The following is a 24,567-nucleotide window of genomic DNA, read 5'->3' as shown; positions in this document are numbered from 1 at the left end:
GAAATTCCTGCGGAACCCTTCGGTGCAGCGCGTGTTGGGCAGGCATCAACAGATGGCAATGAGGAGGCCCGGATGCGCGCACTGGTATGGCACGGCAAGGAAGATATCCGATGTGATCGGGTGTCGGACCCGGAAATCGAGGATCCGCGCGATGCGATCATCAAGGTGACAAGCTGTGCGATCTGCGGCTCGGACCTGCATCTCTTCCACAATTTCGTGCCCGTGATGATGCCGGGCGACATCATGGGCCATGAAACCATGGGCGAGGTGGTCGAGGTCGGCTCGGGCATGAACGGCAAGCTGAAGAAGGGGGACCGTGTGGTCATTCCCTTCACCATCACCTGCGGCGAGTGCGAGCAGTGTCAGCGCGGTAATTTCTCGGTCTGTGAGCGCTCGAACCGGAAGAAGGAACTCGCGGAAAAAGCCTTCGGGCGGACCACCGCGGGGCTGTTCGGCTATTCGCACCTGACCGGTGGTTATCCGGGTGGCCAGGCCGAATATCTGCGCGTCCCCTTTGCCGACAGCACGCATATCAAGGTGCCCGACGGCATGAGCGACGAGCAGGCGCTCTTCCTCAGCGACATTCTACCAACCGGCTGGCAGGCCGCCGTGCAATGCGAGATCGAGCCTACCGACACCGTGGTCGTCTGGGGCTGCGGGCCTGTCGGACAGATGGCAATCCGCAGCGCCGTTCTCCTGGGCGCAGCCCAGGTCGTGGCGATCGATTATCTGCCGGAGCGGCTTTCCATGGCGGAAGCTGGCGGCGCAATTCCTGTCAACTTCAAGGAGGAGAGCGTCATCGACCGGATTGACGAACTCACCAGGGGCAAGGGGCCGGAGAAATGCATCGACGCCGTCGGCATGGAGAGCCATGTCTCGGTGAGCCACCCTGACAGTCTGATGGACCGGGCCAAGCAGATGATGCTGATGGAAAACGATCGGCCGCATGTGCTGCGCGAGATGATCTATGTCTGCCGGCCGGGCGGGATCATCTCGATTCCCGGCGTCTATAGCGGGCTCGTCGACAAGGTCCCGATGGGCATGGCGATGAACAAGGGACTGACCTTCCGCATGGGGCAGACGCATGTCAAACGCTGGACGGACGATCTCCTGCGCCGCATCGAAGAGGGCGAACTCGATCCATCCTTCGTCATCACCCACACCGTCGGGCTCGAGGACGGGCCGGAGATGTACAAGGTGTTTCGCGACAAGCAGGACAGCTGCATCAAGGTCGTGCTCAAGCCCTAACCGGAGGTATCGTCATGAATTTTCTCAGCACACTCAAGCGTTCGAAGAGCGATCCAAAGGTTCTCGAAACAGGACCGAGCTCGTTTTCATCGTCCGACCGGCTGGCTCGCAATCTCGGCTGGTTCAGCATCGGGCTCGGTGTCGTCCAGCTGTTCGGCGCGCACCGGATCACACGGGCACTCGGCATGGAGGGTCAGGAGGTGGCGGTCAGGGCCTATGGCCTGCGCGAGATCGGCTCGGGCATGATGACGCTCTCTGTCGACAAGGAGGTGGGGCTTGCCAGCCGCATTGCCGGCGACGGGCTCGACATCGTTGCACTGGGATCCGCGATGCACCCCGATAATCCCAAGCAGGACAATGTGGCGATCGCGCTTGTGATGGTCGCGGGCGTGACCCTGCTCGATTTCATTGCTGCAGGGGCTTCGACAGGGCGGCACATGCGTCGTGGCGAGGTGCGGGATTTCGGTGACCGAAGCGGGTTTCCGAAGGGTGTCGCGGCATCGCGCGGGCTGGCCAAGGAGAAGGCCAAGGCGTTGATGGGGTGAGGGGAGCGCGTAGCGTCGGCGGGAAGAACCTTATAGGCTCACTGTTTAGTCGAACAGTACGAGCCCATACCAGAGAATGCAGCCCATACCCACGCTCACAACCTCACGTCTCACCTTGCGTCCGATGCGCTTCGATGACTGGCCGGCGTACCGGCAGCTGATGGCGTCGGAGCGGGCGCAGTTCATGGGCGGGCCGTTTTCTGAGGCTGCAGCCTGGGGCATGTTCTGCAGCGATCATGCGCAGTGGGATCTGTTTGGCTGCGGGGCGCTGATGATCGAGGATCTGGCCAGTGGCGCATGCGTCGGTCAGGTGGGGATCAATGCGGGGCCGCTGTTCCCGGAGTTCGAGCTCGGCTGGTTCGTCTATCCGGAGTTCGAAGGGCGCGGCTATGCGCGGGAAGCTGCGGAGGCGATGCTTTCCTGGGCGCGGGACATTCGCAAACTGCCGAGCCTGGTGAGTTATGTCTATCCCGAAAATACGCGGTCGGCTGGGCTTGCCCTTCGGCTCGGTGCGGTCCTTGACCCCAGCGCAGAACGGCCAGCGCCAGAGGACCTCGTCTATCGACACTATCCCCGGGTTTCCGACTGACGCGGCACTTTCTTCATCTGAAGCGCCTTACCGGCCCTCGCGCCACCACATGGCGGATACCGCCAACAGCAGGATGCCGAGACCGGCAAATCCTGCAAACAGGGGCAGCGTGTTGACGCCCTTGAGCACGGTTTCGTCGGTCAGCTTGATCAGCATGCGGCGATCGTCGGCGACGCGGACTTCGCCGCGCACGGGCAGGATGTCGGGGATGCGCACGGTCTCATCGCCATCGTCGAGGCGGGCGGTGAGGCCACGGGTTTCCTGGCTGATCGGGGCGAGCGTGTCGGTCGTCGAGATCATCGCGCGGAATTCGGGCGCATCGACGGCGCCGACATGCACGAGGGTCGAGAAGTCACCATTGGTGATGGTGAAGAGGCCGGTCTCTGTCATGCGGCTCTCGCCGCGATAGAGGCCGGGCTGTATTTCGTTCAAGTTCAGCGCGATCGTCTCACCCGAGGGCGTGGTGATCGTCGCGGGGCCGGGGGCGTCGCCTATGGTCTGGCGGGTCACCTCCAACGTGCGGCCGGTGGCGCGGGCTTTGAGCGCTTCTTCCTCGAGTTCCGGCTCCTTCATCAGCCAGTGGGCGATGCGGCGATAGAGCGAGACATGCGGGCCGCCGCCTTCAAAGCCGCGGGCCCAGAGCCAGCCCTGGTCGGAAAGCAGCATGGCAACGCGGCCCTCATTGGCGCGGTTCAGCACCAGCAGAGGACGGTCGCCGTCGCCGGTCATGACGGTTTCGCCGTCGGTACGTCCGACATCGACGCTGCGGAACCAGCGCCCCCATTGCGGCGGCTCGACGGCCGAGCCATCAAGGCCACGGGTGACGGGGTGCCGCTTGCCCTGTTCCGACAGGCGCGGATAGAAGCCGGCCTGATGGACATCGCCGGTTGGCGTGGCCGGAAGCACTGACTCGAGCGGCGTGAGGGCGATCGAATCCTGGCCGGCATGTTCGGGGCCAGCTGCGATCAGCAGCGCGCCGCCATTCCTCACATATTCGGCGATGTAGTCGTAATAGAGAATCGGCAATACGCCGCGATGCTGGTAGCGGTCGAAGATGATCAGGTCGAAATCGTTGATTTTTTCGACGAAGAGCTCGCGGGTCGGGAAGGCGATCAGCGAGAGCTCATTGATCGGCGTGCCGTCCTGCTTTTCCGGCGGACGCAGGATGGTGAAGTGGACGAGGTCGACCGAGGCGTCTGACTTCAAGAGGTTGCGCCAGGCACGCTCGCCGGCATGGGGTTCGCCCGAGACGAGTAACACGCGCAGGTTCTGGCGGATGCCCTCGATCAGGTGGATAGCGCGATTGTTGACGTCGGTGACTTCGCCCGGTGTCGCTGCGACCGAGAATTCCAGGACATTGTTGCCGCCGCGGGGGACGCGGAAGGCAAAGGAGGTCTCGGCGCCGGGGACAGCTGGCACGGTGCCGAGGTCTTCGCCGTTCATTCTGACCGAAACGTCGGCCGGCTGGTTGGAGGCCTCACCATCGTCGAAGACGCGGAAGGTGAGTTCCTGTTCCTCGTCGACGATGCCGAATCGCGGTGCGCGCAGGACCTCGATGCGGCGGTCGAATTCGTCGGCCTTGCCCGTGATCAGGGAATGCACCGGTGCGTCGAAGGGGAGCGCCTGGTTTTCGGCCGGGATATCATGCACCTGGCCGTCGGTGACGAAGATTGCGCCACCGACACGGGCGGGGGGAACATCCGTCGTTGCCGCAGCCAGCGCTTCGAAGAGCTTGGTGGAGGGGGCGTCGCTGTCGCCGGGATCGGTCACCTCGACGATGCGCGGTTCGATATTGGGGAAACGGCCGAGGCGGTCGCGGATGCCCTGAAGCGCCTGATCGGTTTCCTCGGCGCGGCCGGCGATCTGCTGGCTCTGGCTGCGGTCGACGATAACAGGCACGACCGTGGTCAGCGGATCGCGCTCTTCCTGGAGCAGGAGCGGGTTTGCGAGTGCTGCCAATACGGCGATCGAGGCGGCAAGCCGGATGGCCGTGCCGCGGACGCCGCGCAGGAAGCCGAGGGCGGAGAGCACCACGGCGAGCACGGCAAGTGTGGCAATGGCGATCCAGGGGATGAAGGGGGCGAATTCGAGCGTCATGGCCTCACTGCCCCAGTCGTTCGAGCAAAGCAGGCACGTGGACCTGGTCTGCCTTGTAGTTGCCGGTCAGCATATACATCATGATGTTGACGCCCGAGCGGAAGGACATTTCGCGCTGCATCTCGTCGGCGGGGACGACGGGAAGCACGCTTGCGCCATTCGCATCGACCGCCCAGGCGCCCATGAGATCGTTGCCGGTGATCATGATCGGGCTCACGCCATCGCCGGAGGAGGCAACGCCGCTGTTGCTGGAGAGCGCCTCCTGACGGGCCTCGACCCAGAGCGGGCTGCCGCTGTAGCGGCCGGGAAAGCCCTGCAGCAGGTAGAAGGCACGCGTCAGCACGTGATCGGAAGGCACCGGCTCGAGCGGCGGGATATCGATATTGGCGAGGATCGCCTGCAGGCGTTCGCCGTTCGGAGAGGAGCCAACTTCGTTGCCCAGTGTCGAGCCCTGGTCACGCGTATCGAAGAGCACGGTGCCGCCTGATCTCATATAGGCGTCGATGCGACTGATCGCGGCGGCCGAGGGCATGGGCGCGGAGGCGGAAATCGGCCAGAAAATGATCGGGTAGAAGGAGAGTTCATCCTTCGAGATGTCGACGCCAACAGGCGGCGCGGGTTCGAGCGTCGTGCGATAGGTGAGGAAGTCCGTGAGGCCCGCGAGCCCTTGTTCGGACAAGCGGTCGACCTCCGCGTCGCCCGTGATGACATAGGCGAGATGGGTGTTGTCGAGGTGCTCCAGGATCTGTTCGTCTCCAGGCTTGGCATCGGCCGACTGAGCCAGCGCCTGACCGGGGGTGGTGGCGATACCGAAGGCGAAAGCGAGGGCCAGGATCGAGGCGGCAGCGGCCGGAGCGCGCTTCGGCATACGCGAGAAGGCGCCGCCCATGAAGAGCACGATCAGGCTGTCGATAACGAGAAGCAGGAAGGCGAGAGTCAACAGGCTCGGCTTCAGCGGCGTGGCAGCCGTGCCGGCCATCGGGTCGCGGGCGAGGGTGAGGCCTGCTGGCGAGGGGAGCGGGCGGAGTGTGGCGTCGGATGGCAAGAGGTTTAGGGCGGTGAAGCCGTCTTCCGTGCCGTAGAGGCCGGGCGGGTTGTCGAAGGTGGCGGCTTCGGGACGTTCCGGGCCGAGCGAGAGCGGCTTGGCGGTCCCGGCTTCGGTTGTCAGCGCACCACGCTCGTTGAGCAGGCGGAAGGGCGGCAGCGAGGCGGCAGTGGACTGGTCGGCTTGCGCTTCGGCCGCGCCAACCCGGGTGAGCTGGACGATACGGCGGAGCATTTCGACGAAGGTGCCCGAGATCGGCAGGTCGGACCAGGTGGCCTCGGCACTGACATGGAAGAGCACGATGCGGCCGGCGCCGTTGTCCTCGACGGTGACGAGTGGCGTGCCGTCGGCGAGGCTTGCCCAGGTGCGGGCGGCGAGATCCGGGGTCGGTTCGGCGAGCACCTGGCGCTTTACGAGAATGCCTTCGGGGCGCGGCATGCCGGCAAACGGGCCGAAGGTCGGGAAATCGGCGAGCGGCTGAGGCTCGGCCCAGGAGAGGGCGCCGCCCAGCGCGCGTTCGCCCTGGCGCAGGATCACGGGTACCAGCGGGTCGTCGGCGGGGGCTGCGGCCAAACGCGGGCCGGCAAAACGGATGAGCGTGCCGCCGCGGTTGATCCACGCTTGCAGCGGATCATAGACGTCGGCAGGCAGGCGGCCGACATCCGCGAGCACCAGGGCAGACGGATTCTGGTTGAGGATCTCGGGGATGGCGACGGCGAGGTCGGTTTGGCCGGGCTTGACCACATCGGCATAGGGGCCGAGCGCGCGCTCGATGTAATAGAGCGGCGAAAGCAGCGGCTGGAAGCCGTCTCCACTGTCACCGGAAACAAGTGCGACCTTGCGGCGGCGGAAGCCGTCGTCGAGCAGGTAGGTGGCGCCAGCGGAAGCGATGCCTGCAATCGAGAGGCGGGCGAAATCATTGCGCAGCTCGAAGGGGGCGGCGATCTCGCCGGAAGCTTCTGATGTGCCGGGGGCGAAATCCACCTGGCCGGAGGCGATGACACGACCCTGGCGGTCCTGCGCATCGACGATCAGGCTGCGAGGTTCGGCGGCATTCAGGCGCGAGAGCGTGACGGTGAGCGCATCCGAGCCGTTGTTGGCGCCGGTGATGGCGACGCTTGTTGCGCCATCGCCTTCAACGATGCGGAACTCCGCTGGAGACAAGCTGGCGAGATCCGAGAGGAACGGGTCTTCGGCGTCACGCGCAATGCCATCGGAGACATAGGTCAGCGTGCCGGGGCGTTCCGAGGAGAAGGTGGTGCGCAGGGCCTCGATGGTCCTTGTCCGATCGGGGCGGAGCGGACGTGCGGTGGCGGCGGCGAGTTTTTCAAGGGCGACGGCGGGTGTCCCGGGGATCGCGTCATGGGTCGCGTCGGCGGTGAAGACGATCGAGACGGGCAGGCTGCGGTCAGCGGCATCGCCGATCAGGGTGGTCGCGGTTTCGACACGGCGATCCCAGTCGCCAACGGTTGCCCAGCCATTGTCGACGACGAGCAGCAGCGGGCCGTCGCCGGAAAGTGTGGCGTTGCGCGGGTTGAGCACGGGATCGGCGAGTGCGAAGATGACGATCGCGGCCATCAGCATGCGCAGAAGCGTCAGCCACCAGGGGCTTTTCGAGGGCGTTTCCTCGCGCTTCAACACGCCGGCCAGGATCTTCAGCGGCGGAAAGACTTCCGCCTTCGGGCGCGGCGGGGTGAGCTTTAGGAGCCACCAGATCAGGGGCAGCGCGAGCAGGGCGCCGAGCATGGCGGGAGCGCCGAAGGCGAGTGGCATACCGAACATCAGCCCGCACTCCTGACCGCTGCGGGCGGCATGCCCGACAGGTGCATGTGGACGGCGACGAGGGCCTCCGAGGCGAGGCGATCGGTGCGGTTGTGGGTGAAGCTCCAGCCCATGCGGCGGAGCTGATCCGACATCGATCCTCGGCGAGCGAGATAAGCCTGCTGATAATCGTCACGCAGCGTCTCGGCGCGGCCGGAGGTCAGCTTTTCGCCGGTTTCGGGATCGGTGAATTCGGTGCGGCCGGTATAGGGGAAGGTCTCTTCCGCCGGATCGGCCACCTCGAGCACATGGCCGCGCAGGCCGCGGCGGGCGAGCGGCGTGATGCGCTCCATCACCCGGTCGGCATCGTCGAGAAAATCGCCGATCAGCACGATGTCGCTTGCGCCGCGGATCATGCGGGTGTCGGGCAGGCCTTCGGTCAGCGGCGCGTGCATGATGGCGGTCGCCAGTCGCTCGGCGGCGTTGCGGGCGGAAATCGGCTCCATGATGCCAGGGCAACCAATGCGTTCGCCGGAACGTGCCAGGATTTCGGCGAGGGCCAGCATCAGGACGAGGGCGCGGCTTTCCTTGGAGACGGAGGCCAGCGTCGACTTGTACATCATCGACGGCGACATGTCGGCCCAGAGCCAGACCGTGTGGGCCGCTTCCCACTCGCGGTCACGGATATACATGTGGTCGTCGCGTGCCGAGCGGCGCCAGTCGATGCGCGAGAAGCTCTCGCCATCGGCATAGGGACGGAACTGCCAGAAGTTTTCGCCAATGCCGCGCTTGCGGCGGCCATGCCAGCCGGCGATCACCGTATTGGCGATGCGGCGGGCCTCGACCATGCAGTCGGGCACGAGCACGGCCCGCTGGCGCGCGCGCTTCAACACCTCGCTGCCGGCTGTCTGCTCGACGATCTGGCCGATGGATGCCACGCGGTTAAGGCCTCCCTTACTTGCGCAGGTCGGAAACGAGGCCCGCGATGACGTCGCGGACGGTCATGCCTTCAGCACGCGCCGCAAAGGTCAGTGCCATGCGGTGTTCAAGCACGGGTTCGGCGAGTGCGTAGACGTCGTCGATGGAGGGCGCGAGGCGACCTTCGTAAAGGGCGCGGGCGCGGGCGCAGAGCATCAGGGCCTGGCCGGCGCGGGGCCCTGGGCCCCAGGCGATGTTCTTGTCTGTCGTCTCGTTGCCGTGGCCCGGACGCGCTGAGCGGACGAGCGTCAGAATGGCGTCGACCACGGTGTCAGAGACCGGCATCTGGCGGATCAGTTTCTGGATCTCCAGCAGGCGGGTGCTGTTGATGACTGCGCTGGCGCGGCGGTCACCGACGCCAGTCGTTTCCAGCAGGATCTGCCGTTCTGCGGCAAGCTCCGGATAAAGAACGTCGACCTGCAGAAGGAAGCGGTCGAGCTGGGCTTCCGGCAGCGGGTAAGTGCCTTCCTGCTCCAGCGGGTTCTGGGTCGCGAGCACGTGGAAGGGGGCGGGCAGCTGATAGGGCTGGCCGGCGACGGTGACATGATATTCCTGCATGGACTGCAGAAGGGCAGACTGGGTGCGCGGGCTCGCACGGTTGATCTCGTCGGCCATCAGCAGCTGGGCAAAGACCGGACCCTTGACGAAGCGGAAGGAGCGACGCCCCGTTTCGTCCTGGTCCATGACCTCAGTGCCGATAATGTCCGACGGCATCAGGTCCGGCGTAAACTGGATACGGTTGGCATCGAGGCCAAGGGCCGAGCCGATCGTCGTCACCAGCTTGGTCTTGGCAAGACCGGGGACACCGACCAGAAGAGCATGGCCACCGGAGAGAATGGCGAGAAGGGTGTTTTCGACGACCTTTTCCTGACCGAAGATGACCTTGGCGACTTCCTGGCGGATCGCTGCGATATCCGCGAGAGCCTTCTCGGCCTCGGCAACGATCGCCTTCTCGTCCAGTGCAACATCGGGATTTGGCATCATGCCCATGGTCTGCTCCAATTGGTTTTGGACGTGTCCGGCGAATCGAACGGACGCGTAAGGTGCATGTTACTGAAACTAACTTATTGGCGAGAGGACGGCTGACAAGGACGTTTCGAATGACTATCTCGTGACTGTTATAGGCTAAAGACAAAACCGGGACGCAAAGATGGCAGGCGATACGCTAAAGGCGACGACAGATGCGGCGGGGCTCGCCGCACTGATTTCGCGCGCGTCAGCGCAAACATCGGGCGGAAAGGCGTCGCTGCCGCCGGTGGAGCGCTGGGAACCGCCGTTCTGCGGGGATCTCGACATGGAAATCAGGGCCGACGGGACCTGGTTTTACATGGGCACGCCGATCGGTCGGGAGCCTCTGGTTCGTCTGTTTTCGACGGTTCTGCGCAAGGACGAGGATGGCAAGACCTATCTCGTCACGCCTGTGGAAAAGGTCGGCATCCGCGTCGAGGACGCCCATTTCGTCGCGGTCGAGATGAGCGTGACGGAAGAGGCGGGTGAGTCGGTGCTGACATTCCGCACGAATGTCGGCGATGTGGTTGAGGCGGGGCCCGAGCATAAGCTGCGGTTCGAGATCGTCGGCAAGAACCATGAACTCAAGCCTTACCTGTCCGTCCGTGGCCGTCTGGAGGCGCTTGTCTCGCGAGCGGTCATGTATGATCTCGTCGAGCGCGGAGAGGTGGTGGAGATCGGGGGCAAGGCGATGTTTGCCGTGCGCTCGCGCGGCGCCGTGTTTCCTGTGATGCCCGCCGAAGAACTCGATCGACTGTCGCGATGAGCCTGATGACGTTTACTGCAGAGGATTTTCGTCGTCGGGCGCTGGAGCAGATGGGTGCGCCGCTCGAACATGCCTGGCGCGACCATGGCGACCATGCGCTGAACCCCGACACCATCCTGCAATACGAGCAGTTGAAGCTGAAGGATGCGGCGGTGCTGATCGGCGTGATCGACGATCCGGACGAGGCGCGGATCATCCTCACCCAGCGCACCAGCAAGCTCCGGCAACATGCAGGCCAGATCGCCTTTCCGGGCGGTGGCATCGATGCGACGGATACCTCGCCGGAAGAAGCGGCGCTGCGCGAGGCGGAGGAAGAGATCGGCCTCGATCGTCGTTTTGTCGAGACGGTCGGCCGGCTGCCGCAATATCTCTCAGGCACCGGTTTCCGCATTCAGCCGGTGCTTTCCGTCGTGCAACCCGGTTTTGCGTTGACGCTCAATCCCGACGAGGTGGACAGCGTCTTCGAGGTGCCGCTTTCCTTCCTGATGAACCCGTCCAATCATCGGCAGGACAGCCGGATGTGGCAGGGCTCCGTCAGGCATTTCTATGTGATGCCCTATCGGGAACGGCATATCTGGGGCATTACGGCCGGCATCATCCGGACGCTCTACGAAAGGCTCTACGCATGACCAATCTGGCCGATCGCGACTGGTTCCAGGAGCCCGCCCTACAAAAGCTGATGACGCTGCTGAATAGCGGCGGCGCGGAGACACGGGTGGTCGGTGGCGCTGTGCGCAACAGTCTGATGGGACTGCCGGTCGGGGATATCGACCTTGCCACGACGCTGATGCCGGAAGAGGTGAGCGGACGGGCGGCGGCGAAAGGCATCAAGGCGGTACCGACCGGGATCGAGCATGGGACCGTGACGCTTGTTGTCGACGGCAAGGGCTATGAGGTGACGACGCTCCGGCGTGACGTCGAGACCAATGGTCGCCATGCCCAGGTCGCCTTCGGCGCGAGCTGGCAGGAGGATGCCGACCGGCGCGACCTCACCATCAACGCCCTTTATGTCGGTATCGATGGCGAGGTGATCGATCTCGTCGGTGGCCTGAAGGACATCGAAACGAAAACCGTGCGCTTCATCGGCGATGCCGAGCAGCGGATTGCCGAAGACTACCTGCGCGTCTTGCGCTTCTTCCGCTTCTTTGCCCATTACGGCAGCGGGCGTCCGGATACGGATGGTCTGAAGGCTTGTGCGAGGGCGCGCAGCCAGCTGAAATCCCTGTCTGCCGAGCGCGTCTGGAGCGAGATCAAGAAGCTCTTATCGGCGCGCGATCCGGGGCGGGCGCTGCTCTGGATGCGCCAATCGGGCGTGCTGACCGAAATCCTGCCCGAAACGGAGAAATGGGGAATCGATGCGATTCCCGGCCTCATAGCGGCCGAACAGGCGCTCGGCTGGGAGCCGGATGCACTGTTGCGTCTTTGCGCGATCGTACCGAAGGATGCAGCGCGGCTCGTGACGCTGTCCGAGCGGTTGCGGATGTCGAATGCCGAGGCAATGGCGCTCGACCGGTTCGCGCGGTCGCCGAAGCCACAGGAAACGGTGACCGACGTCGCCTTCGACCGCGATCTCTATCGCTTCGGCAAGGACGGCATGATTTTCGTGCTGAAGCTCGAGCTTGCCTCGGCCCGTGCGCGGGCCGAGGGCGACCAGAAGGCGATGGCGCGGAGTGCGCGGCTGTTTGCCCTGTTAAAGCGTGCCGAGGGCTTCGTGCGGCCAGTGCTGCCGATCAAGGGCTCCGACGTGCTTGCCGCCGGTATTCCTGCAGGACCGAAGGTCGGGGAAATTCTCGGCAAGCTTGAGGAGGGCTGGATCGCATCGCAGTTCAATCTCAGCCGCGAGGATCTTCTCGTCCGGCTGGACACCCTGGCGAAGGTCTGACGTTTCAAGATATCAAGAGAAGCCAATACGCATGCTGTTGGCTTCGGTTCATGAGGAACCACTCAACAAAGAGTGTCCCACCTGCTGCGATCCGAGCGGGAGTTCGGCAGCGTATCCCTTCCGGCTTTACACGATCGGCATGACGCCGATCTGGCCTTCAGAGGAGGGATTTCCATGACACGCATCGCAGCCGCATTTCTTGCCGCAGGCATGACCTTCGCCGCTCCTTCGGCGAATTCCGCCAATATCGTCGAGACCGCCCAGCAGGCCGGCAGCTTCAAGACGCTGCTTGCCGCGGCAGAGGCGGCCGGTCTCGTTGATGCGCTTTCGGGCGGCGGTCCGCTGACCGTCTTCGCGCCGACCGACGAAGCCTTTGCTGCACTGCCGGCCGGCACGGTCGAGAACCTGCTCAAGCCCGAGAACAAGGACCAGCTCGCCGCGATCCTGAGCTATCATGTCGTCGGTCGCGAACTGACCTCGACCATGCTGCCGGGCCGCACGATCCATGTCCGCACGATCAAGAGCGGCGGTGATCGCACGCTCGCGGTGTCCAAGTCGGGTTCGGGTGTAACCGTTGACGGCGCAAACGTGGTGTCTGCCGATATCCGCACGGATAACGGCGTCATTCATGTGATCGACAAGGTCATGCTGCCGAGCAGCTGAGACACGCAAGCTTCTTTCTGGACACGGAGCCCGCATGCCGGGCTCCGTTGCCGTTTGGGCAGTCGCGCGCGGCTTCAGGCCGTCTGGGACTGATCGTTGCGAATCCGTTCCTTGATGTGATCCACCATGGACGGACGGATGATCTCCTCGCCATGGGTGACCTTCAAGTGTTCCACGGCCCTTCTCACGACTTCAGCCTCTTCCTCGGCCCGCGTGTGCCAGTCGCAGCCGGGGACCAGAGTTCCGCATTCGAAGCGTTTCATGATCGTCTCCTCCTTCGTCTCCTCAACTCTCGAAACCGCAGAATGCCACGATTGTTCGGCGGATGCCAAAAAAATGGCCCGCACAGGGCGGGCCAAAGTATCGACGCGGTGGATTCTGTCTGATCAATCGGGCATGGCCCAGGCATGGAAAACGGAGCGCGCGGGCTGGCGTTTGCCCCGATGGCTGCCGGTTTCGATGTCGTTTGCGGCGAGCCGGTCGGCGAGATCTTTGCCGGCCAGACCGAGGCGCACCTGCTCAACGAAATAAGAATGGGGCAAGTCGACATCACTCGACTGACGCATTTGCTCCGCCAGCCGATCGATCAATTCTGGTGCCTTGAGCGCACGATCGGCGGGGTCACTGACGCGGGATACGGATACTGAGCTGGATGGGGGCATCGCAATCTCCTCCTCGATACTGCGTGAGGCCGCAGAATGCCTCCCGTCCGGCGTGAGCGCAATGAAAACCGTCAAGTTCTCGACACACTTTGTCGTAAGCGACGGGAATCACCGCTCATTCTTTTTCGTGAATTGACTTGTGGATAACCGTGTCAGCGGTAACCCCAAGCGATCAGGGATATCGCACGAGCGGCGGGAGCGAGGAGAGGATTGATTCGACATTGCCGCCGGTCTTCAGGCCGAAGATCGTGCCGCGGTCGTAGAGCAGGTTGAACTCCACATAGCGGCCGCGACGGACAAGCTGTTCCTCGCGGTCCTCATCCGTCCAGGGATTGTTGAAATTGCCCCGGACGATCTTCGGATAGACGAGATTGAAGGCACGGCCGACATCCTGGACAAAGGCGAAGTTGGCGTTCCAGCCCCCCTTGTCCTCGTCTGCCGTCAGCCAGTCGAAGAAAATGCCGCCGATGCCGCGCGCCTCGTTGCGGTGGGGCAGGAAGAAGTATTCGTCGCACCACTTCTTGTAGGCGGGGTAGTCGGCCACGGCGGGATGGCGTTCGCAGGTGACCTCCATGGCACGGTGGAAGAGGCGGGTGTCGGGATCATCCTGGCTGCGCCGGCGGTCGAGCACCGGCGTCAGGTCGGCGCCGCCACCGAACCACTGGCTCGATGTGACCACCATGCGGGTGTTCATGTGCACCGTTGGGACATGCGGGTTCACGGGATGCGCGATCAGCGAAATGCCAGACGCCCAGAAGCGCGGGTCTTCCTCGGCGCCCGGCATCTGCTTGCGGAATTCGGGCGAGAACTCGCCATGCACCGTCGAGGTGTGCACGCCGACCTTCTCGAAGACGCGGCCATACATCATCGACATGCGGCCGCCGCCGCCCTTGCCCTCTTCACGCAGCCAGTCCTTGGCCTGGAATCGGCCAGGCTCGCGATCGGACATCGGCCCGGTGAGTTCGTTCTCCAGGGTTTCGAACGAGGCGCAGATCGCATCGCGCAGACTTTCGAACCAGGCGCGTGCCGCGTCCTTCTTCTCCTCGATATCCTCGGGCAGGCCTTTCGGCAGAACCGGTCGCTCCATGTCGTCCCCCTCAACTTCTTCAGGCAAACGAATATCAGGTGAAATCGCAGGCGGCCATATGGGGGCGGGGGTGTCCCCGTAAAATCGACTCGCCTTCCGGTTTTGCGTGGATTAATCTCTTGTCCATGCGAGGGATTTCATGACGAAGATACCTGGCCCGCCGCCATTTACAGGTCTCAGGAAACGTATTGCCGATCACCGCGCCGGAACGGCCGGGCGTCTCGGTGGGCAGTTCGTGCGCGAAACCTATTGCCTGACACGCGAAGAGGCTCGAGCCAAGGCGCGCGAGTGGTTCGACGCCTTTCCGAAGGCGGCTTACTGGACCGAAGTTGAAAGCTGGCGGCAGCTCGACGAAGACCAGATCGAGTTCACAATGCGCCGGCTGCCTTCTGCCGACTGACGGCGCCCCGCCCAGGTGCGATCCAACGGCAAATTCTCAATTCGCTAGAATTCTAACTTTCTTTGAAAGCCAATCACAAAACCTCGTCGCTAGGTTCGTCTGTACATAGCCGGAATGATGCCGGCTTCGGATCGACATGATATGCGACATAAGGTTTTCCCATGAGTACAGTCTGGCTCAACCCATCCGTTGCCGGTGCGGCTTCGATGGCGAGCGCTGCCGCGTCCGCGCTCGATCGCGTGACGCCGCGCGCGGTGACAGCACCTGTCGCCGAGACTGAGACGGATGCGTCCAGCTATTGGTCGATTTCGACCACCATGCGGCCCGGAAGCCTTTCGGCCGGCAGCGTGCAGGAAGCCAACGAGATTGCGGCAGCCGTATCGGATACGGCAGCGCTCGGTCTGGAACAGGCGACGGATATCGTCGCGCGCATCCAGCAGAAGCTCGTGCTCGCCAAGGCCGTCGGGGCCGATCGCAATGGGATCAATGCCGACATCTCGCAGATGAAGGCCGAGCTCGGTGCGGTCGTTGCTGACAGCACGTTCAACGGAGACAACTGGCTGATGGTCGAGGCCGGAGGGCGGCCGAAGGTCACCTCGCTGCTCGCCTCCGTGACCACGGGCAATGATGGCGGCCTCTCCATCAATATGGTCGATTTCGACACCGCCAAATCGACACTTGTCTCGCGCGAGGATGCGGGCGACGGCGTTCTGACTCGAGCCTATGCGGGCACCAGCCTCGGCGGCGTGCCTTACAATTACTATCTGATGGATGCCCAATCGCGCGAACCGGTGGAGGCCGGGGCCCGCGAGATCAGGATCGATAGCCGGACGACCGGCGACGAGATCGACGGGATGATCTCGACCCTCAATCGGGTCCTAATCGATATGGTGAGCGCCAGTGCCGAGGTGAGCACGACGCGCAGCCAGGTGACGGGCGGCGGTGTGCTTCTGCAGGGCTTGCAGGGGTCATCCGAACTCGGCGTCAGCCGGTTGGTCGACACGGAACTCAATGAGCAGCGGGTGCGGCTGACGGCGGAGAAGGTGCAGGATCAGTTGCAGTCCTCGGTGCTGAACATCGCGAATGTATCGATGACGTCGTGGTTGAAGCTCTGAGCTCAAGCTTTTGTTTGTGAATCGAAAAGGCCCGCTTCGCGCGGGCCTTTCGCTGTTCTCTGCTGCTGGCCGCTGCTCAGCGTTTTGCGCGGGGACGCTTTGCCTTGCCGCGCGGCAGCGGGACCATGATCGGGGTCGCGGCTTTTCCGGCTTTCTTCGGCAAGTCCGTGTCCTTTTCCGGGGGCGCCGCTGTCGCAACAGGCTCCACCGTCGGATCTGCCGCCTCCGGTGATGCCGAAGGCTCCGGCAAGGGCTCGTCCGGTTCTGGTGTTTCAACGTCGATCACGGCTGGAAGCGGCGCCTCCACGGCAAGCACCGGAAGGGCTTCCGGCTCGACCGGTTCTGTTTCCACGGTAACCGGTTGTGCGACGGTGTCTTCGACGGGGGCTGCGACCGTCTCAGTCGCTGCGATCGAAGCCTCGGCAGGTGCTTCTGGAGCGGGCGCTTCACCGCGCAGGATATCGCTGATGATTTTGGTGACCTTCAAGGCTGTCGGTACGTCGGTATTGGTCGAATGGCCGCAGAAGGGGACCCTGATGTCGGTCGCAATCTTCGGGCGCGAATTCAGTTCGCCGAACCAGTCGAGTTCGCCGACGACGTCGATGACCTCGGTGAAAGCTTCCGGCATCTTGATCCGGCCGCCGAAGGTGACGATGCGCGCCGTATTGGCGAGCGTTTCGATCCGGCCCGGATCACTGGTCTTCAAGGCGTATAGTGCGTCGGCAATCACGCGGTTGCCGCGAGAATGGCCGGCGATCAGGGTGAATGACAGCGTGGGATCTGCAAGCAGGGTCGATACCGTATCGGCATCAAGGCCGGTGCGGCGACTGGTATCGGTATCCTCGCTGCGCTTGCCATAGGCACCGAGCTTCGGCCGACCGACGACGTCGTCGATCACCTCGAGGTTGCTTCTGATGTGGCCGAGCCAGCCGAAGAGGAAGGCACCGCCGATGGCCTCATTGACGATGTCGCCAAGGCCGTAGCCCGACACCACGGCGGCCACGGGGGCGTCGATCGCGTCGGCCACGTTGCGCGCGAAGGCGGCGGCACCGATCGCCGAACCGCCGATGCCGGCGACTGCCATGGCGCGCACCTCGCGCCCACCGCGCAGGCGGAATTCCTCGACGCTGTCGCAGAGTGTCAGCATTCCGGCGCCTGTGGGCGGAACGATCATGATCAGGCCTTCAGAGGCGAGACTGTCACTGATGTAGAAGGTCTCGTCGGCCGTGAGGGCCTTGACGTCATAGTAGAGCGCGTCCATGCCCGTGTTGCGGAGCCGCCAGGGCTCCAGGGCGGCGTTGCGGACCGGGCGCTGGCTCAAGCGCTCGGGGAAGCTCAAGGATCGGGCGAACTGGGTCAGACCCAGGGCGAATGCTGTCTCGAACATGACTCCATCTCCCTTTTTGCTGCAATGCAGCATAGCGCGATACGGTTGAATTAGCAATTGCCGTTGAAGCGGCGCATCGCGACCGTCTCGCTATCCTAGGCGAGGGCGACTGTGGGCGCCTTGATCTATGTCTGGTTCCTGCCGATCCGGAGTCAGAAACCGGTCTGGCGCAGCGCTTCCCCGGCGATCATGGCTGCCGACATCGCGACATTGATCGAACGCTGGCCCTCGATCATGGGGATGATAACGCGGTGATCGGCCCGGTCATGCACCTGATCGGGGACACCGGCGCTTTCTCGCCCGAAGAGCAGGATGTCATTTCCGGCATAGTCGAAGCGCGTATAGGGCAGGGCGGCTTTGGTCGAGGCAAGCACGAGGCGGCGGCCTTCCGACAGACGCCAGGTGTCGAAGCGCTCCCAGTTGACGTGGCGGGTCATGGCGACGCTTGCGAGATAATCCATGCCGGCGCGCTTCAGGTTCTTGTCTGAGAGCACGAAACCGGCAGGCTCGATGATGTCGACCTTCATGCCGAGACAGGCGGCGAGCCGGAGGATGGTTCCGGTGTTGCCGGGAATGTCTGGCTGGTAGAGGGCGATGCGCAAGTCGGTCATGGGCCGGTCTTATGCGATCGGGGCACGTCGCTCAAGGCGGACGCAGCCTTGCTTGTTGCCGTCTGTGATCGGTGTGCAACAGTTGCGGCAGAATGTCTCGATCGCCGCGAAAGCCGGCTGGAAAATTCCCCTGTCCGCCGATAGAAGAAAGCCCTACTCAACACTAAAGCGGGAGGGCCATCGATGGATCTATTCGGTATTTCGCGCCAGCCCCGATTTATGGCTGTTGCCGCCTGAGGGCGTCACCTCCGCCTCTTTTCCCAAACTGATTCATCCTGCGGCCATAAGTGGCCCCAATCATTGAATATTCGCGTGTTTTGCACCTTTGTCCGGTGTCGCGCGCGCGCCATTTCTGGAGACGTTTCATGTTCTCGTGGTTCGAAAACCGCCTGAATCCGTACCCGGCCGGTGATCCGGTCCTGCCGCCCAAGGGCCTTGTCGCCTTCTGCTGGCACTACACCAAGCCCGCCGGCTGGTGGCTGGCGTTGCTCGGCCTGTGTTCCGGCCTGATCGCGGTTGCCGAAGTGTTCCTGTACCAGTTCCTCGGCAATATCGTGGACTGGCTGTCGACTGCCGAACGTTCGACCTTCCTGCAGACGGAAGGCGGCACGCTTGCCTGGATGGCGGGCCTGCTGCTGATTGGCCTGCCGGTGCTCGGCGTCATGCACACGATCACCATGCACCAGGTGCTGGCCGGCAACTTCCCGATGATCGCGCGCTGGCAGATGCACCGCTTCCTGCTCCGGCACTCGATGACCTTCTTCGCCAACGAGTTCGCCGGTCGTGTCTCGACCAAGGTGATGCAGACGGCGCTGTCCGTCCGCGAAAGCGTGATGAAGATCATCGACGTCTTCATCTATGCGACGACCTTCTTCGTCTCGATGCTGGCGCTGGTGGCCTCGGTCGACTGGCGGCTCGGTGTGCCGCTCGTCCTCTGGCTGGTGATCTATGCGCTGATCCTCAGGCACTTCATTCCGAAGCTTCGCAAGTCCTCCAGCGAGCAGGCGGATGCCCGCTCGATGATGACGGGGCGGATCGTCGACAGCTATACCAATATCGCGACGGTGAAGCTGTTCTCGCATGCCGGCCGGGAAGAGACCTATGCCAAGGAGGGCATGGACGCCTTTCTCGGCACGGTGCACCGGCAGATGCGGCAGATCTCGTTGCTCAATATCTGTGTCGACATCAACAATGCCATCGTCCAGTTCTTCGTGGCGGCCTTGGGCATCTGGTTCTGGCTGAACGGCACGGTGACCGTCGGTGCGATTGCGGTCGCCATCGGTCTTTCCATGCGCATCAACGGCATGTCGCAGTGGATCATGTGGGAGGTGGCAGCGCTCTTCGAGAACATCGGCACCGTCTATGACGGGATGGGCATGATGACCAAGGCCCACGATATCGTCGACAAGCCGGCCGCCAAGGCGCTCGCCGCACCGAGGGGCGAGATCGTCTATGATGGCGTGCGCTTCCACTATGGCAAGCAGAAGGGCGTGATCGAGGACTTCTCGCTGACCATCAAGGCGGGCGAGAAGGTCGGCCTGGTTGGGCGCTCGGGTGCCGGCAAGACGACGCTGATGAACCTGCTTCTGCGCTTCTACGATTTGGAGAAGGGCAGGATCCTTGTCGATGGCCAGGATATCTCGGCGGTGAGCCAGGACAGTCTACGGGCACTCGTCGGCGTTGTGACCCAGGATACGTCGCTTCTGCACCGCTCGATCCGGGATAACATCGCCTATGGCCGGCCGGAAGCGACCGATGCCGAAGTGATCGAAGCGGCGAAACGGGCCAATGCCTGGGAGTTCATCCAGGGGCTTTCCGACATGCAGGGCCGCAGCGGGCTCGACGCGCATGTCGGTGAGCGCGGTGTCAAACTCTCGGGGGGCCAGCGGCAACGTATCGCGATCGCCCGCGTCTTCCTGAAGGACGCGCCGATCCTGGTGCTCGATGAGGCGACCTCGGCACTCGATTCGGAAGTCGAAGCAGCGATCCAGGAAAGCCTGTTCAAGCTGATCGAGGACAAGACGGTGATTGCGATCGCCCATCGGCTTTCGACGCTGACGCAGATGGACCGGCTGATTGTGCTCGACAAGGGCCGGATCGTCGAAGAGGGAACGCATCAGCAGTTGGTGGCGAATGGCGGCATCTATGCCGATCTGTGGACCCGCCAGTCCGGTGGTTTCCTAGCCGATCAGGCCGACGGGCCGAACGAGGTCCGGGAAACGGCGGCTGAGTGACGCGCTGCCGTCACGGCTAAAACGATTATTGGAAAACTGGCGGCGGCGGAGCAATCTGCCGCCGACCTTTTTTGGGCTGCAGCTATTTCGCGAATTTCCAGCCAATTGTGGTCATCAAAGGTTGCGTGCAATCTAAGTAAATTATTCATTGTTTACATCTTAGAACGGTTTCATCCCGACCTATACGGACGATGTCTTGTCCTCACACCTGGCGACCTCCCACGCCCGGTTGGGAATGTATTTTTCCTCCCCTGGAGACCATTCATGTCCAATCTCAAGATCAAAGTGGTGCTGCCGCTGCTTTTCGCAGTTGTGCTCACCTTCGGTATCGGCCAGGGCATTCTGGCGATTAACTTCATTGGCGACGTCAAGGAGCAGGTGAACGTCATCGGGCGCGAACGCCTGCCCAGAACGCTTGCTGTCGCACGGATGAATGCGACATTCGCCGAGGTCCGCCGCGACTATGCCATGCTGTTGAATGCGGAACCGGCAGAGCTGGATTCGATCGTGTCTGCCACTCAGACCGCTGTGGCGGAACGTGATGCGGCATTCGCCGCCTATGAGCCGATGATCACCATGCCTGCTACTCGCGCTCGCTTCGACAGCATGAAGGCTGCGCTCGCGGAGTATGATCGACTCGCCTTGCAGATGGTCGAATTGAAGCGTACCGGCAATCAGGCAGCGGCTAAGGCCGTCTTCAATGGCACCATGGCGGCGAATGCTCGCACGCTCGTCCAGCTCATGGACGAGATGATCAAGTCCAATGTGCAGCTCAGCGACGCCGCAATTGTCAAAGCGGACGACGTCTCCAACACTGCGGTCAACACCACGATCATCGCCGTTCTGATCAGCGCGCTGATTGCCGTCGGTGCCGCCTTCTTCAGCTTTGCCCGGATCGTTCGCCCGATTTCGGCGATCACCGGGTCGATGCGTACCCTTGCTTCCGGCGACACGCAGACCGAGATCCCGTTTGCCGGTCGTCAGGATGAAATCGGCGAGATGGCGGCTGCCGTTAGCGTGTTCCGCGACAATGCCATCGAGCGTGCAGCGCTCGAGCGTCAGGCCGAAGAAAACCGTTCGCTCAGCGAAACCGAGCGTCAGGCGCGCGAGGCCCAGAAGGCACGGGAAGCGGCCGAAGTGCAGTTTGCCGTCGACCAGCTCGCTTCGGGTCTGCAGCGTCTGTCGGATGGCGATCTCGTCGCGCAGATCAACGAACGTTTCGCCGATCATCTCGATCCGCTGCGTTTGAATTTCAACCAGTCCGTCTCCCGCCTGAAGGAGGCCATGCGCGCCGTTAGCGAAAACGCCCGGACGATCGATGCCGGCGCCAACGAGATGCTGGCTGCCGCCGACGATCTTTCGAAGCGGACCGAGCAGCAGGCAGCGTCCGTCGAAGAGACGGCAGCAGCACTCGAGCAGGTGACGACCGCAGTCAAGGACAGCGCTGTGCGCGCCGACGAGGCCGGCCAGCTGGTCAGCCGCACGCGGGAAGGGGCCGAGCATTCGGGCGAAGTCGTTCGCCGTGCGGTCGCTGCCATGCAGGCAATCGAGAAATCCTCTTCGGAAATCTCGAACATCATCGGCGTGATCGACGACATCGCGTTCCAGACCAACCTTCTGGCGCTGAATGCCGGCGTCGAAGCGGCTCGCGCCGGGGAAGCCGGCAAGGGCTTTGCAGTCGTTGCCCAGGAAGTGCGCGAGCTTGCGCAGCGTTCGGCCAATGCGGCGAAGGAGATCAAGGCCCTGATCACCACCTCGGGCGAACAGGTCCGCAACGGTGTCAGCCTCGTGGATGAAACCGGCAAGGCGCTGGAGACCATCGTGCGCGAGGTGCAGGAGATCAACCAGAATGTTCTGGCGATCGTCACCTCCACCCGCGAGCAGTCGACTGGCCTCCAGGAAATCAACATGGCCGTCAACCAGATGGACCAGGGCACGCAGAAGAACGCGGCCATGGTGGAGCAGTCTACGGCGGCAAGCCATGGTCTGGCTCAGCAGGCCGGTCAGCTGATGCAGCTGATGGCGCAGTTCAAGACGGACGAGAACGGCTATCGCGCTTCGCCGCGGGTCGCCCCGGCAACGCCGGCCGCCCAGCCGCAGCCTTCGCCTGCTCGGGCGCTGGGTCGCAAGATCGCCAATGCCTTCAAGGGCAACACGGCCGTGGCGGCCGAGTGGTCCGAGTTCTGAGCACTGCATATTAGACGATGCGAAGTAGAGGGGCAGAAATGCCCCTCTTTTTTTGTCGACGCCTGCGCACCGGATTGTGGATGAGGCGAGAACTGCCCTTCGGCGCGTAAGGCTTTGTTAGAATTCGGATTGGCATGGAAGTCTGCCGGCATTTTTCCCCGGTCGTCTCATTCCGTTTCAATCCAGGATTTCAGTCGTGAAAAATCTCAAGATCAAACTGCTGCTGCCGCTTCTCTTCGGGCTGATGGTGATCGTATCGCTCGGGCAGGGTGCTATTGCCGTCCGCTCCGTGACCGACATGAGTGGTCAGATGGAAGCGCTGGGCGGCCGTCTCGATCGTTCCATGATGATTGCCGAGATCGATTCCGTTCTCGGCGATGTTCGCCGTCTCAACCTGATGATCCTGACGGCCGCCACCTCGGCCGAGAAGAAGACGTTGGTCGAAGACCTCGCCGCCGCGCGTGAGCGGCTGGATGCCGCGATCGCCGAGTTCGACGCTGCGATCGTTCTCCCAGATGTCCGGCAGCGTTTCGAAGGTTTCAAGGCGACCGTCGTCGAGTTTAACGGCCTCGGCCAGAGCTTCGTCGAACAGGCGATGGCCTCGAAGCTCTACCAGGCGAAGGACACGCTGGCCCAGATGGTGCCGCTCGGCAGCGCCGCGGAACAGAGCCTGGGGGACATCAAGGACATCAACCGGGCTGCCGGCGTGCAGGTTCGTCATGATGCCGATGCGTCTGCGACGCTTGCCATGCGCCTGTCGCTGGCGGCTTTCGTGCTGGCCGCGCTGATGGCGCTCGGCGCTGCTGTCGTGTCGATCCTGCGGGTTGCGCGTCCCATCTCAGCGATCACAGGTTCGATGCGGACGCTTGCCGGTGGCGACACCGAAACGGAGGTTCCGTTTGCGAACCGTCGGGACGAGATCGGCGAGATGGCGGCGGCCGTTTCCGTCTTCCGTGACAATGCGATCGAGCGTGCGGCCCTGGAGCGCCAGGCCGAGGAAAACCGTTCGATGAGCGAGACGGAGCGTCAGACGCGCGAAGCACAGAAGGCGCGCGAAGCGGCCGAGGTGCAGTTTGCCGTCGATCGTCTGGCCGGTGGACTGCAGAAGCTTTCCGATGGTGACCTCGCGGTTGAAATCGGCGAACGCTTTGCCGATCACCTTGATCCGCTGCGTGTCAACTTCAACCACTCCGTCGAACGGCTCCGCGATGCCATGCGCGCCGTCGGCGAGAATGCCCAGGCAATCGACGCCGGAGCGAGCGAAATGCTGGCAGCAGCCGACGACCTGTCCAAGCGCACCGAGCAGCAGGCAGCCTCTGTCGAGGAAACCGCAGCAGCGCTGGAGCAGGTGACGACTGCGGTCAAGGACAGCGCCGTGCGCGCGGAGGAGGCTGGGGCACTGGTATCGCGGACACGGGTCGGAGCCGAACAGTCGGGTGACGTGGTTCGTCGCGCGGTCGATGCAATGCATGCGATCGAAAAGTCGTCGAGCGAAATCTCCAACATCATCGGTGTGATCGACGAGATCGCGTTCCAGACCAATCTTCTGGCGCTGAACGCGGGTGTCGAAGCTGCGCGTGCCGGAGACGCCGGCAAGGGCTTTGCCGTCGTTGCCCAGGAAGTCCGTGAGCTCGCCCAGCGTTCGGCCCATGCGGCGAAGGAAATCAAGGGTCTGATCACGGCGTCTGGCGAGCAGGTCCGGAGCGGGGTCACGCTGGTCGGTGAGACCGGTCAGGCGCTCGAAGCCATTGTCCGACAGGTGCAGGAGATCAACCAGAATGTCGCCGCGATCGTTACGTCTGCACGCGAGCAGTCGACTGGTCTCGCCGAGATCAACGCGGCGGTGAACCAGATGGATCAGGGGACGCAGAAGAACGCGTCCATGGTCGAGCAGTCGACCGCTGCCTGCCATGGCCTGGCACAGCAGGCGACGTCGCTGACGCAGTTGCTCGGCCAGTTCCGCCTTGGCGAAGAAACGTCGCACATTGTCGCGCCGCGGATTGCCCCCGCACAAGGCGGCAGCCAGCCGCAGGCGTCGCCGGCGCGCGCTCTTGGTCGCAAGCTTGCCAGCGCCTTCAAGGGCAATGCCGCTGTTGCTGCGGAGTGGTCGGAGTTCTGAGATCCCTGAATATCAGATCCGGAGACCAAGGAACGGGGCAGGGATGCCCCGTTTCGCGTTTGTCGGGGCGGTGTTGTGCCGGACATTCATGCGGCTGATCGGTTCATTTGCCGAATTGGCTTGTCGGCGGGATGGCGGGGCCGCTATGCGGTGACTTCAAACAGACGGGGCCGACACCTTCAC

General features: G+C 63.2%; 21 protein-coding genes. 12 read left to right on the top strand and 9 right to left on the bottom strand.

The features are described 5' to 3' along the window. Positions 1-72 precede the first annotated feature (72 nt). From D4A92_RS20555 to D4A92_RS20545, 3 genes are all read left to right on the top strand, one after another. The gene (locus tag D4A92_RS20555; protein WP_203016972.1) at positions 73-1,248 is read left to right on the top strand and encodes a zinc-dependent alcohol dehydrogenase; all 1,176 of its coding nucleotides are present in this window, start codon (positions 73-75) and stop codon (positions 1,246-1,248) included. Between the two features lie 14 nt (positions 1,249-1,262). After that, a complete protein-coding gene (locus D4A92_RS20550; RefSeq protein WP_203016971.1) occupies positions 1,263-1,793 on the top strand; it encodes a hypothetical protein in 531 nt (176 codons plus the stop codon). A 76-nt stretch (positions 1,794-1,869) separates the two neighbouring features. Continuing rightward, a complete protein-coding gene (locus tag D4A92_RS20545; protein ID WP_203016970.1) occupies positions 1,870-2,382 on the top strand; it encodes a GNAT family N-acetyltransferase in 513 nt (170 codons plus the stop codon). 27 nt (positions 2,383-2,409) lie between these two features. Here D4A92_RS20545 and D4A92_RS20540 read toward each other — a convergent pair whose 3' ends face one another. From D4A92_RS20540 to D4A92_RS20525, 4 genes are read right to left on the bottom strand one after another with little or no spacing between them, the layout of a single operon-like run. Continuing rightward, on the bottom strand, positions 2,410-4,479 hold the full coding sequence (locus D4A92_RS20540; protein WP_203016969.1) for a hypothetical protein: 2,070 nt from the start codon (positions 4,477-4,479) through the stop codon (positions 2,410-2,412). Positions 4,480-4,483: 4 nt separating this feature from the next. Continuing rightward, the gene (locus D4A92_RS20535) at positions 4,484-7,306 is read right to left on the bottom strand and encodes a DUF4159 domain-containing protein (RefSeq protein WP_203016968.1); all 2,823 of its coding nucleotides are present in this window, start codon (positions 7,304-7,306) and stop codon (positions 4,484-4,486) included. Continuing rightward, positions 7,306-8,223: a DUF58 domain-containing protein gene (locus tag D4A92_RS20530; RefSeq protein WP_203016967.1), complete on the bottom strand. Its 918-nt coding sequence runs from the start codon at positions 8,221-8,223 to the stop codon at positions 7,306-7,308. Before D4A92_RS20530 ends, D4A92_RS20535 begins: the two co-directional genes overlap by 1 nt. Positions 8,224-8,239: 16 nt before the next feature. Then, positions 8,240-9,253 carry an AAA family ATPase gene (locus D4A92_RS20525; protein ID WP_203016965.1) on the bottom strand — a complete coding sequence of 338 codons (1,014 nt, stop codon included), beginning with the start codon at positions 9,251-9,253 and terminating at the stop codon, positions 8,240-8,242. 160 nt (positions 9,254-9,413) lie between these two features. Here D4A92_RS20525 and D4A92_RS20520 point away from each other — a divergent pair, with 160 nt between their 5' ends. The 4 genes from D4A92_RS20520 (at position 9,414) to D4A92_RS20505 (ending at position 12,582) form a co-directional block, all read left to right on the top strand. After that, complete coding sequence (locus D4A92_RS20520) at positions 9,414-10,037, top strand: DUF1285 domain-containing protein (RefSeq protein ID WP_203016963.1); 624 nt, start codon at positions 9,414-9,416, stop codon at positions 10,035-10,037. Then, a complete protein-coding gene (locus D4A92_RS20515) occupies positions 10,034-10,666 on the top strand; it encodes a CoA pyrophosphatase (RefSeq protein ID WP_203016961.1) in 633 nt (210 codons plus the stop codon). The genes D4A92_RS20520 and D4A92_RS20515 overlap by 4 nt, the downstream gene beginning before the upstream one ends. Then, entirely contained in the window at positions 10,663-11,919 is a 1,257-nt protein-coding gene (locus D4A92_RS20510) for a CCA tRNA nucleotidyltransferase (RefSeq protein ID WP_203016959.1), read from the top strand. The genes D4A92_RS20515 and D4A92_RS20510 overlap by 4 nt, the downstream gene beginning before the upstream one ends. A gap of 174 nt (positions 11,920-12,093) precedes the next feature. Further along, positions 12,094-12,582, top strand: coding sequence for a fasciclin domain-containing protein (locus D4A92_RS20505; RefSeq protein ID WP_203016957.1), 489 nt, complete (start codon positions 12,094-12,096; stop codon positions 12,580-12,582). Positions 12,583-12,656: 74 nt separating this feature from the next. Here the strand turns inward: D4A92_RS20505 and D4A92_RS20500 are convergent, their stop codons facing one another. From D4A92_RS20500 to hemF, 3 genes are all read right to left on the bottom strand, one after another. Next, positions 12,657-12,845, bottom strand: a complete 189-nt coding sequence (locus D4A92_RS20500; RefSeq protein WP_006725630.1) for a DUF1059 domain-containing protein — start codon at positions 12,843-12,845, stop codon at positions 12,657-12,659. 123 nt (positions 12,846-12,968) lie between these two features. Next, positions 12,969-13,244 (bottom strand): hypothetical protein, encoded by a 276-nt coding sequence (locus tag D4A92_RS20495; RefSeq protein ID WP_203016955.1) that lies wholly within the window; start codon positions 13,242-13,244, stop codon positions 12,969-12,971. 172 nt (positions 13,245-13,416) lie between these two features. Next, positions 13,417-14,331 (bottom strand): oxygen-dependent coproporphyrinogen oxidase, encoded by a 915-nt coding sequence (hemF, locus tag D4A92_RS20490; protein WP_006725628.1) that lies wholly within the window; start codon positions 14,329-14,331, stop codon positions 13,417-13,419. Between the two features lie 139 nt (positions 14,332-14,470). Between hemF and D4A92_RS20485 the strand changes: the two genes are divergently transcribed. Both D4A92_RS20485 and D4A92_RS20480 read left to right on the top strand, forming a co-directional pair. Then, positions 14,471-14,731 (top strand): hypothetical protein, encoded by a 261-nt coding sequence (locus D4A92_RS20485; protein WP_054151479.1) that lies wholly within the window; start codon positions 14,471-14,473, stop codon positions 14,729-14,731. 161 nt (positions 14,732-14,892) lie between these two features. Next, positions 14,893-15,846 (top strand): flagellar hook associated protein, encoded by a 954-nt coding sequence (locus D4A92_RS20480; RefSeq protein ID WP_203016953.1) that lies wholly within the window; start codon positions 14,893-14,895, stop codon positions 15,844-15,846. 76 nt (positions 15,847-15,922) lie between these two features. Here the strand turns inward: D4A92_RS20480 and D4A92_RS20475 are convergent, their stop codons facing one another. Both D4A92_RS20475 and D4A92_RS20470 read right to left on the bottom strand, forming a co-directional pair. Continuing rightward, positions 15,923-17,233: a cell envelope biogenesis protein OmpA gene (locus D4A92_RS20475; protein ID WP_203016951.1), complete on the bottom strand. Its 1,311-nt coding sequence runs from the start codon at positions 17,231-17,233 to the stop codon at positions 15,923-15,925. Between the two features lie 152 nt (positions 17,234-17,385). After that, positions 17,386-17,844, bottom strand: coding sequence for a tRNA (cytidine(34)-2'-O)-methyltransferase (locus D4A92_RS20470; RefSeq protein ID WP_203016949.1), 459 nt, complete (start codon positions 17,842-17,844; stop codon positions 17,386-17,388). 365 nt (positions 17,845-18,209) lie between these two features. On the opposite strand from D4A92_RS20470, the gene D4A92_RS20465 reads away from it, so the two are divergent. The 3 genes from D4A92_RS20465 to D4A92_RS20455 all read left to right on the top strand — a co-directional run bounded on the left by D4A92_RS20465 (position 18,210) and on the right by D4A92_RS20455 (position 24,384). Then, complete coding sequence (locus D4A92_RS20465) at positions 18,210-20,078, top strand: ABC transporter ATP-binding protein (protein ID WP_203016947.1); 1,869 nt, start codon at positions 18,210-18,212, stop codon at positions 20,076-20,078. A gap of 264 nt (positions 20,079-20,342) precedes the next feature. Continuing rightward, on the top strand, positions 20,343-22,265 hold the full coding sequence (locus D4A92_RS20460) for a HAMP domain-containing methyl-accepting chemotaxis protein (protein WP_203016946.1): 1,923 nt from the start codon (positions 20,343-20,345) through the stop codon (positions 22,263-22,265). Between the two features lie 196 nt (positions 22,266-22,461). Beyond that, positions 22,462-24,384 (top strand): methyl-accepting chemotaxis protein, encoded by a 1,923-nt coding sequence (locus D4A92_RS20455; protein WP_203016945.1) that lies wholly within the window; start codon positions 22,462-22,464, stop codon positions 24,382-24,384. Positions 24,385-24,567: the final 183 nt, after the last annotated feature.

The sequence above is a fragment of the Rhizobium rosettiformans genome (genome assembly GCF_016806065.1).
GTDB lineage: Bacteria > Pseudomonadota > Alphaproteobacteria > Rhizobiales > Rhizobiaceae > Allorhizobium.
The sequence above is the reverse complement of the archived record's forward strand: the minus strand, read 5'-3'. Positions and strand labels throughout refer to the sequence as shown.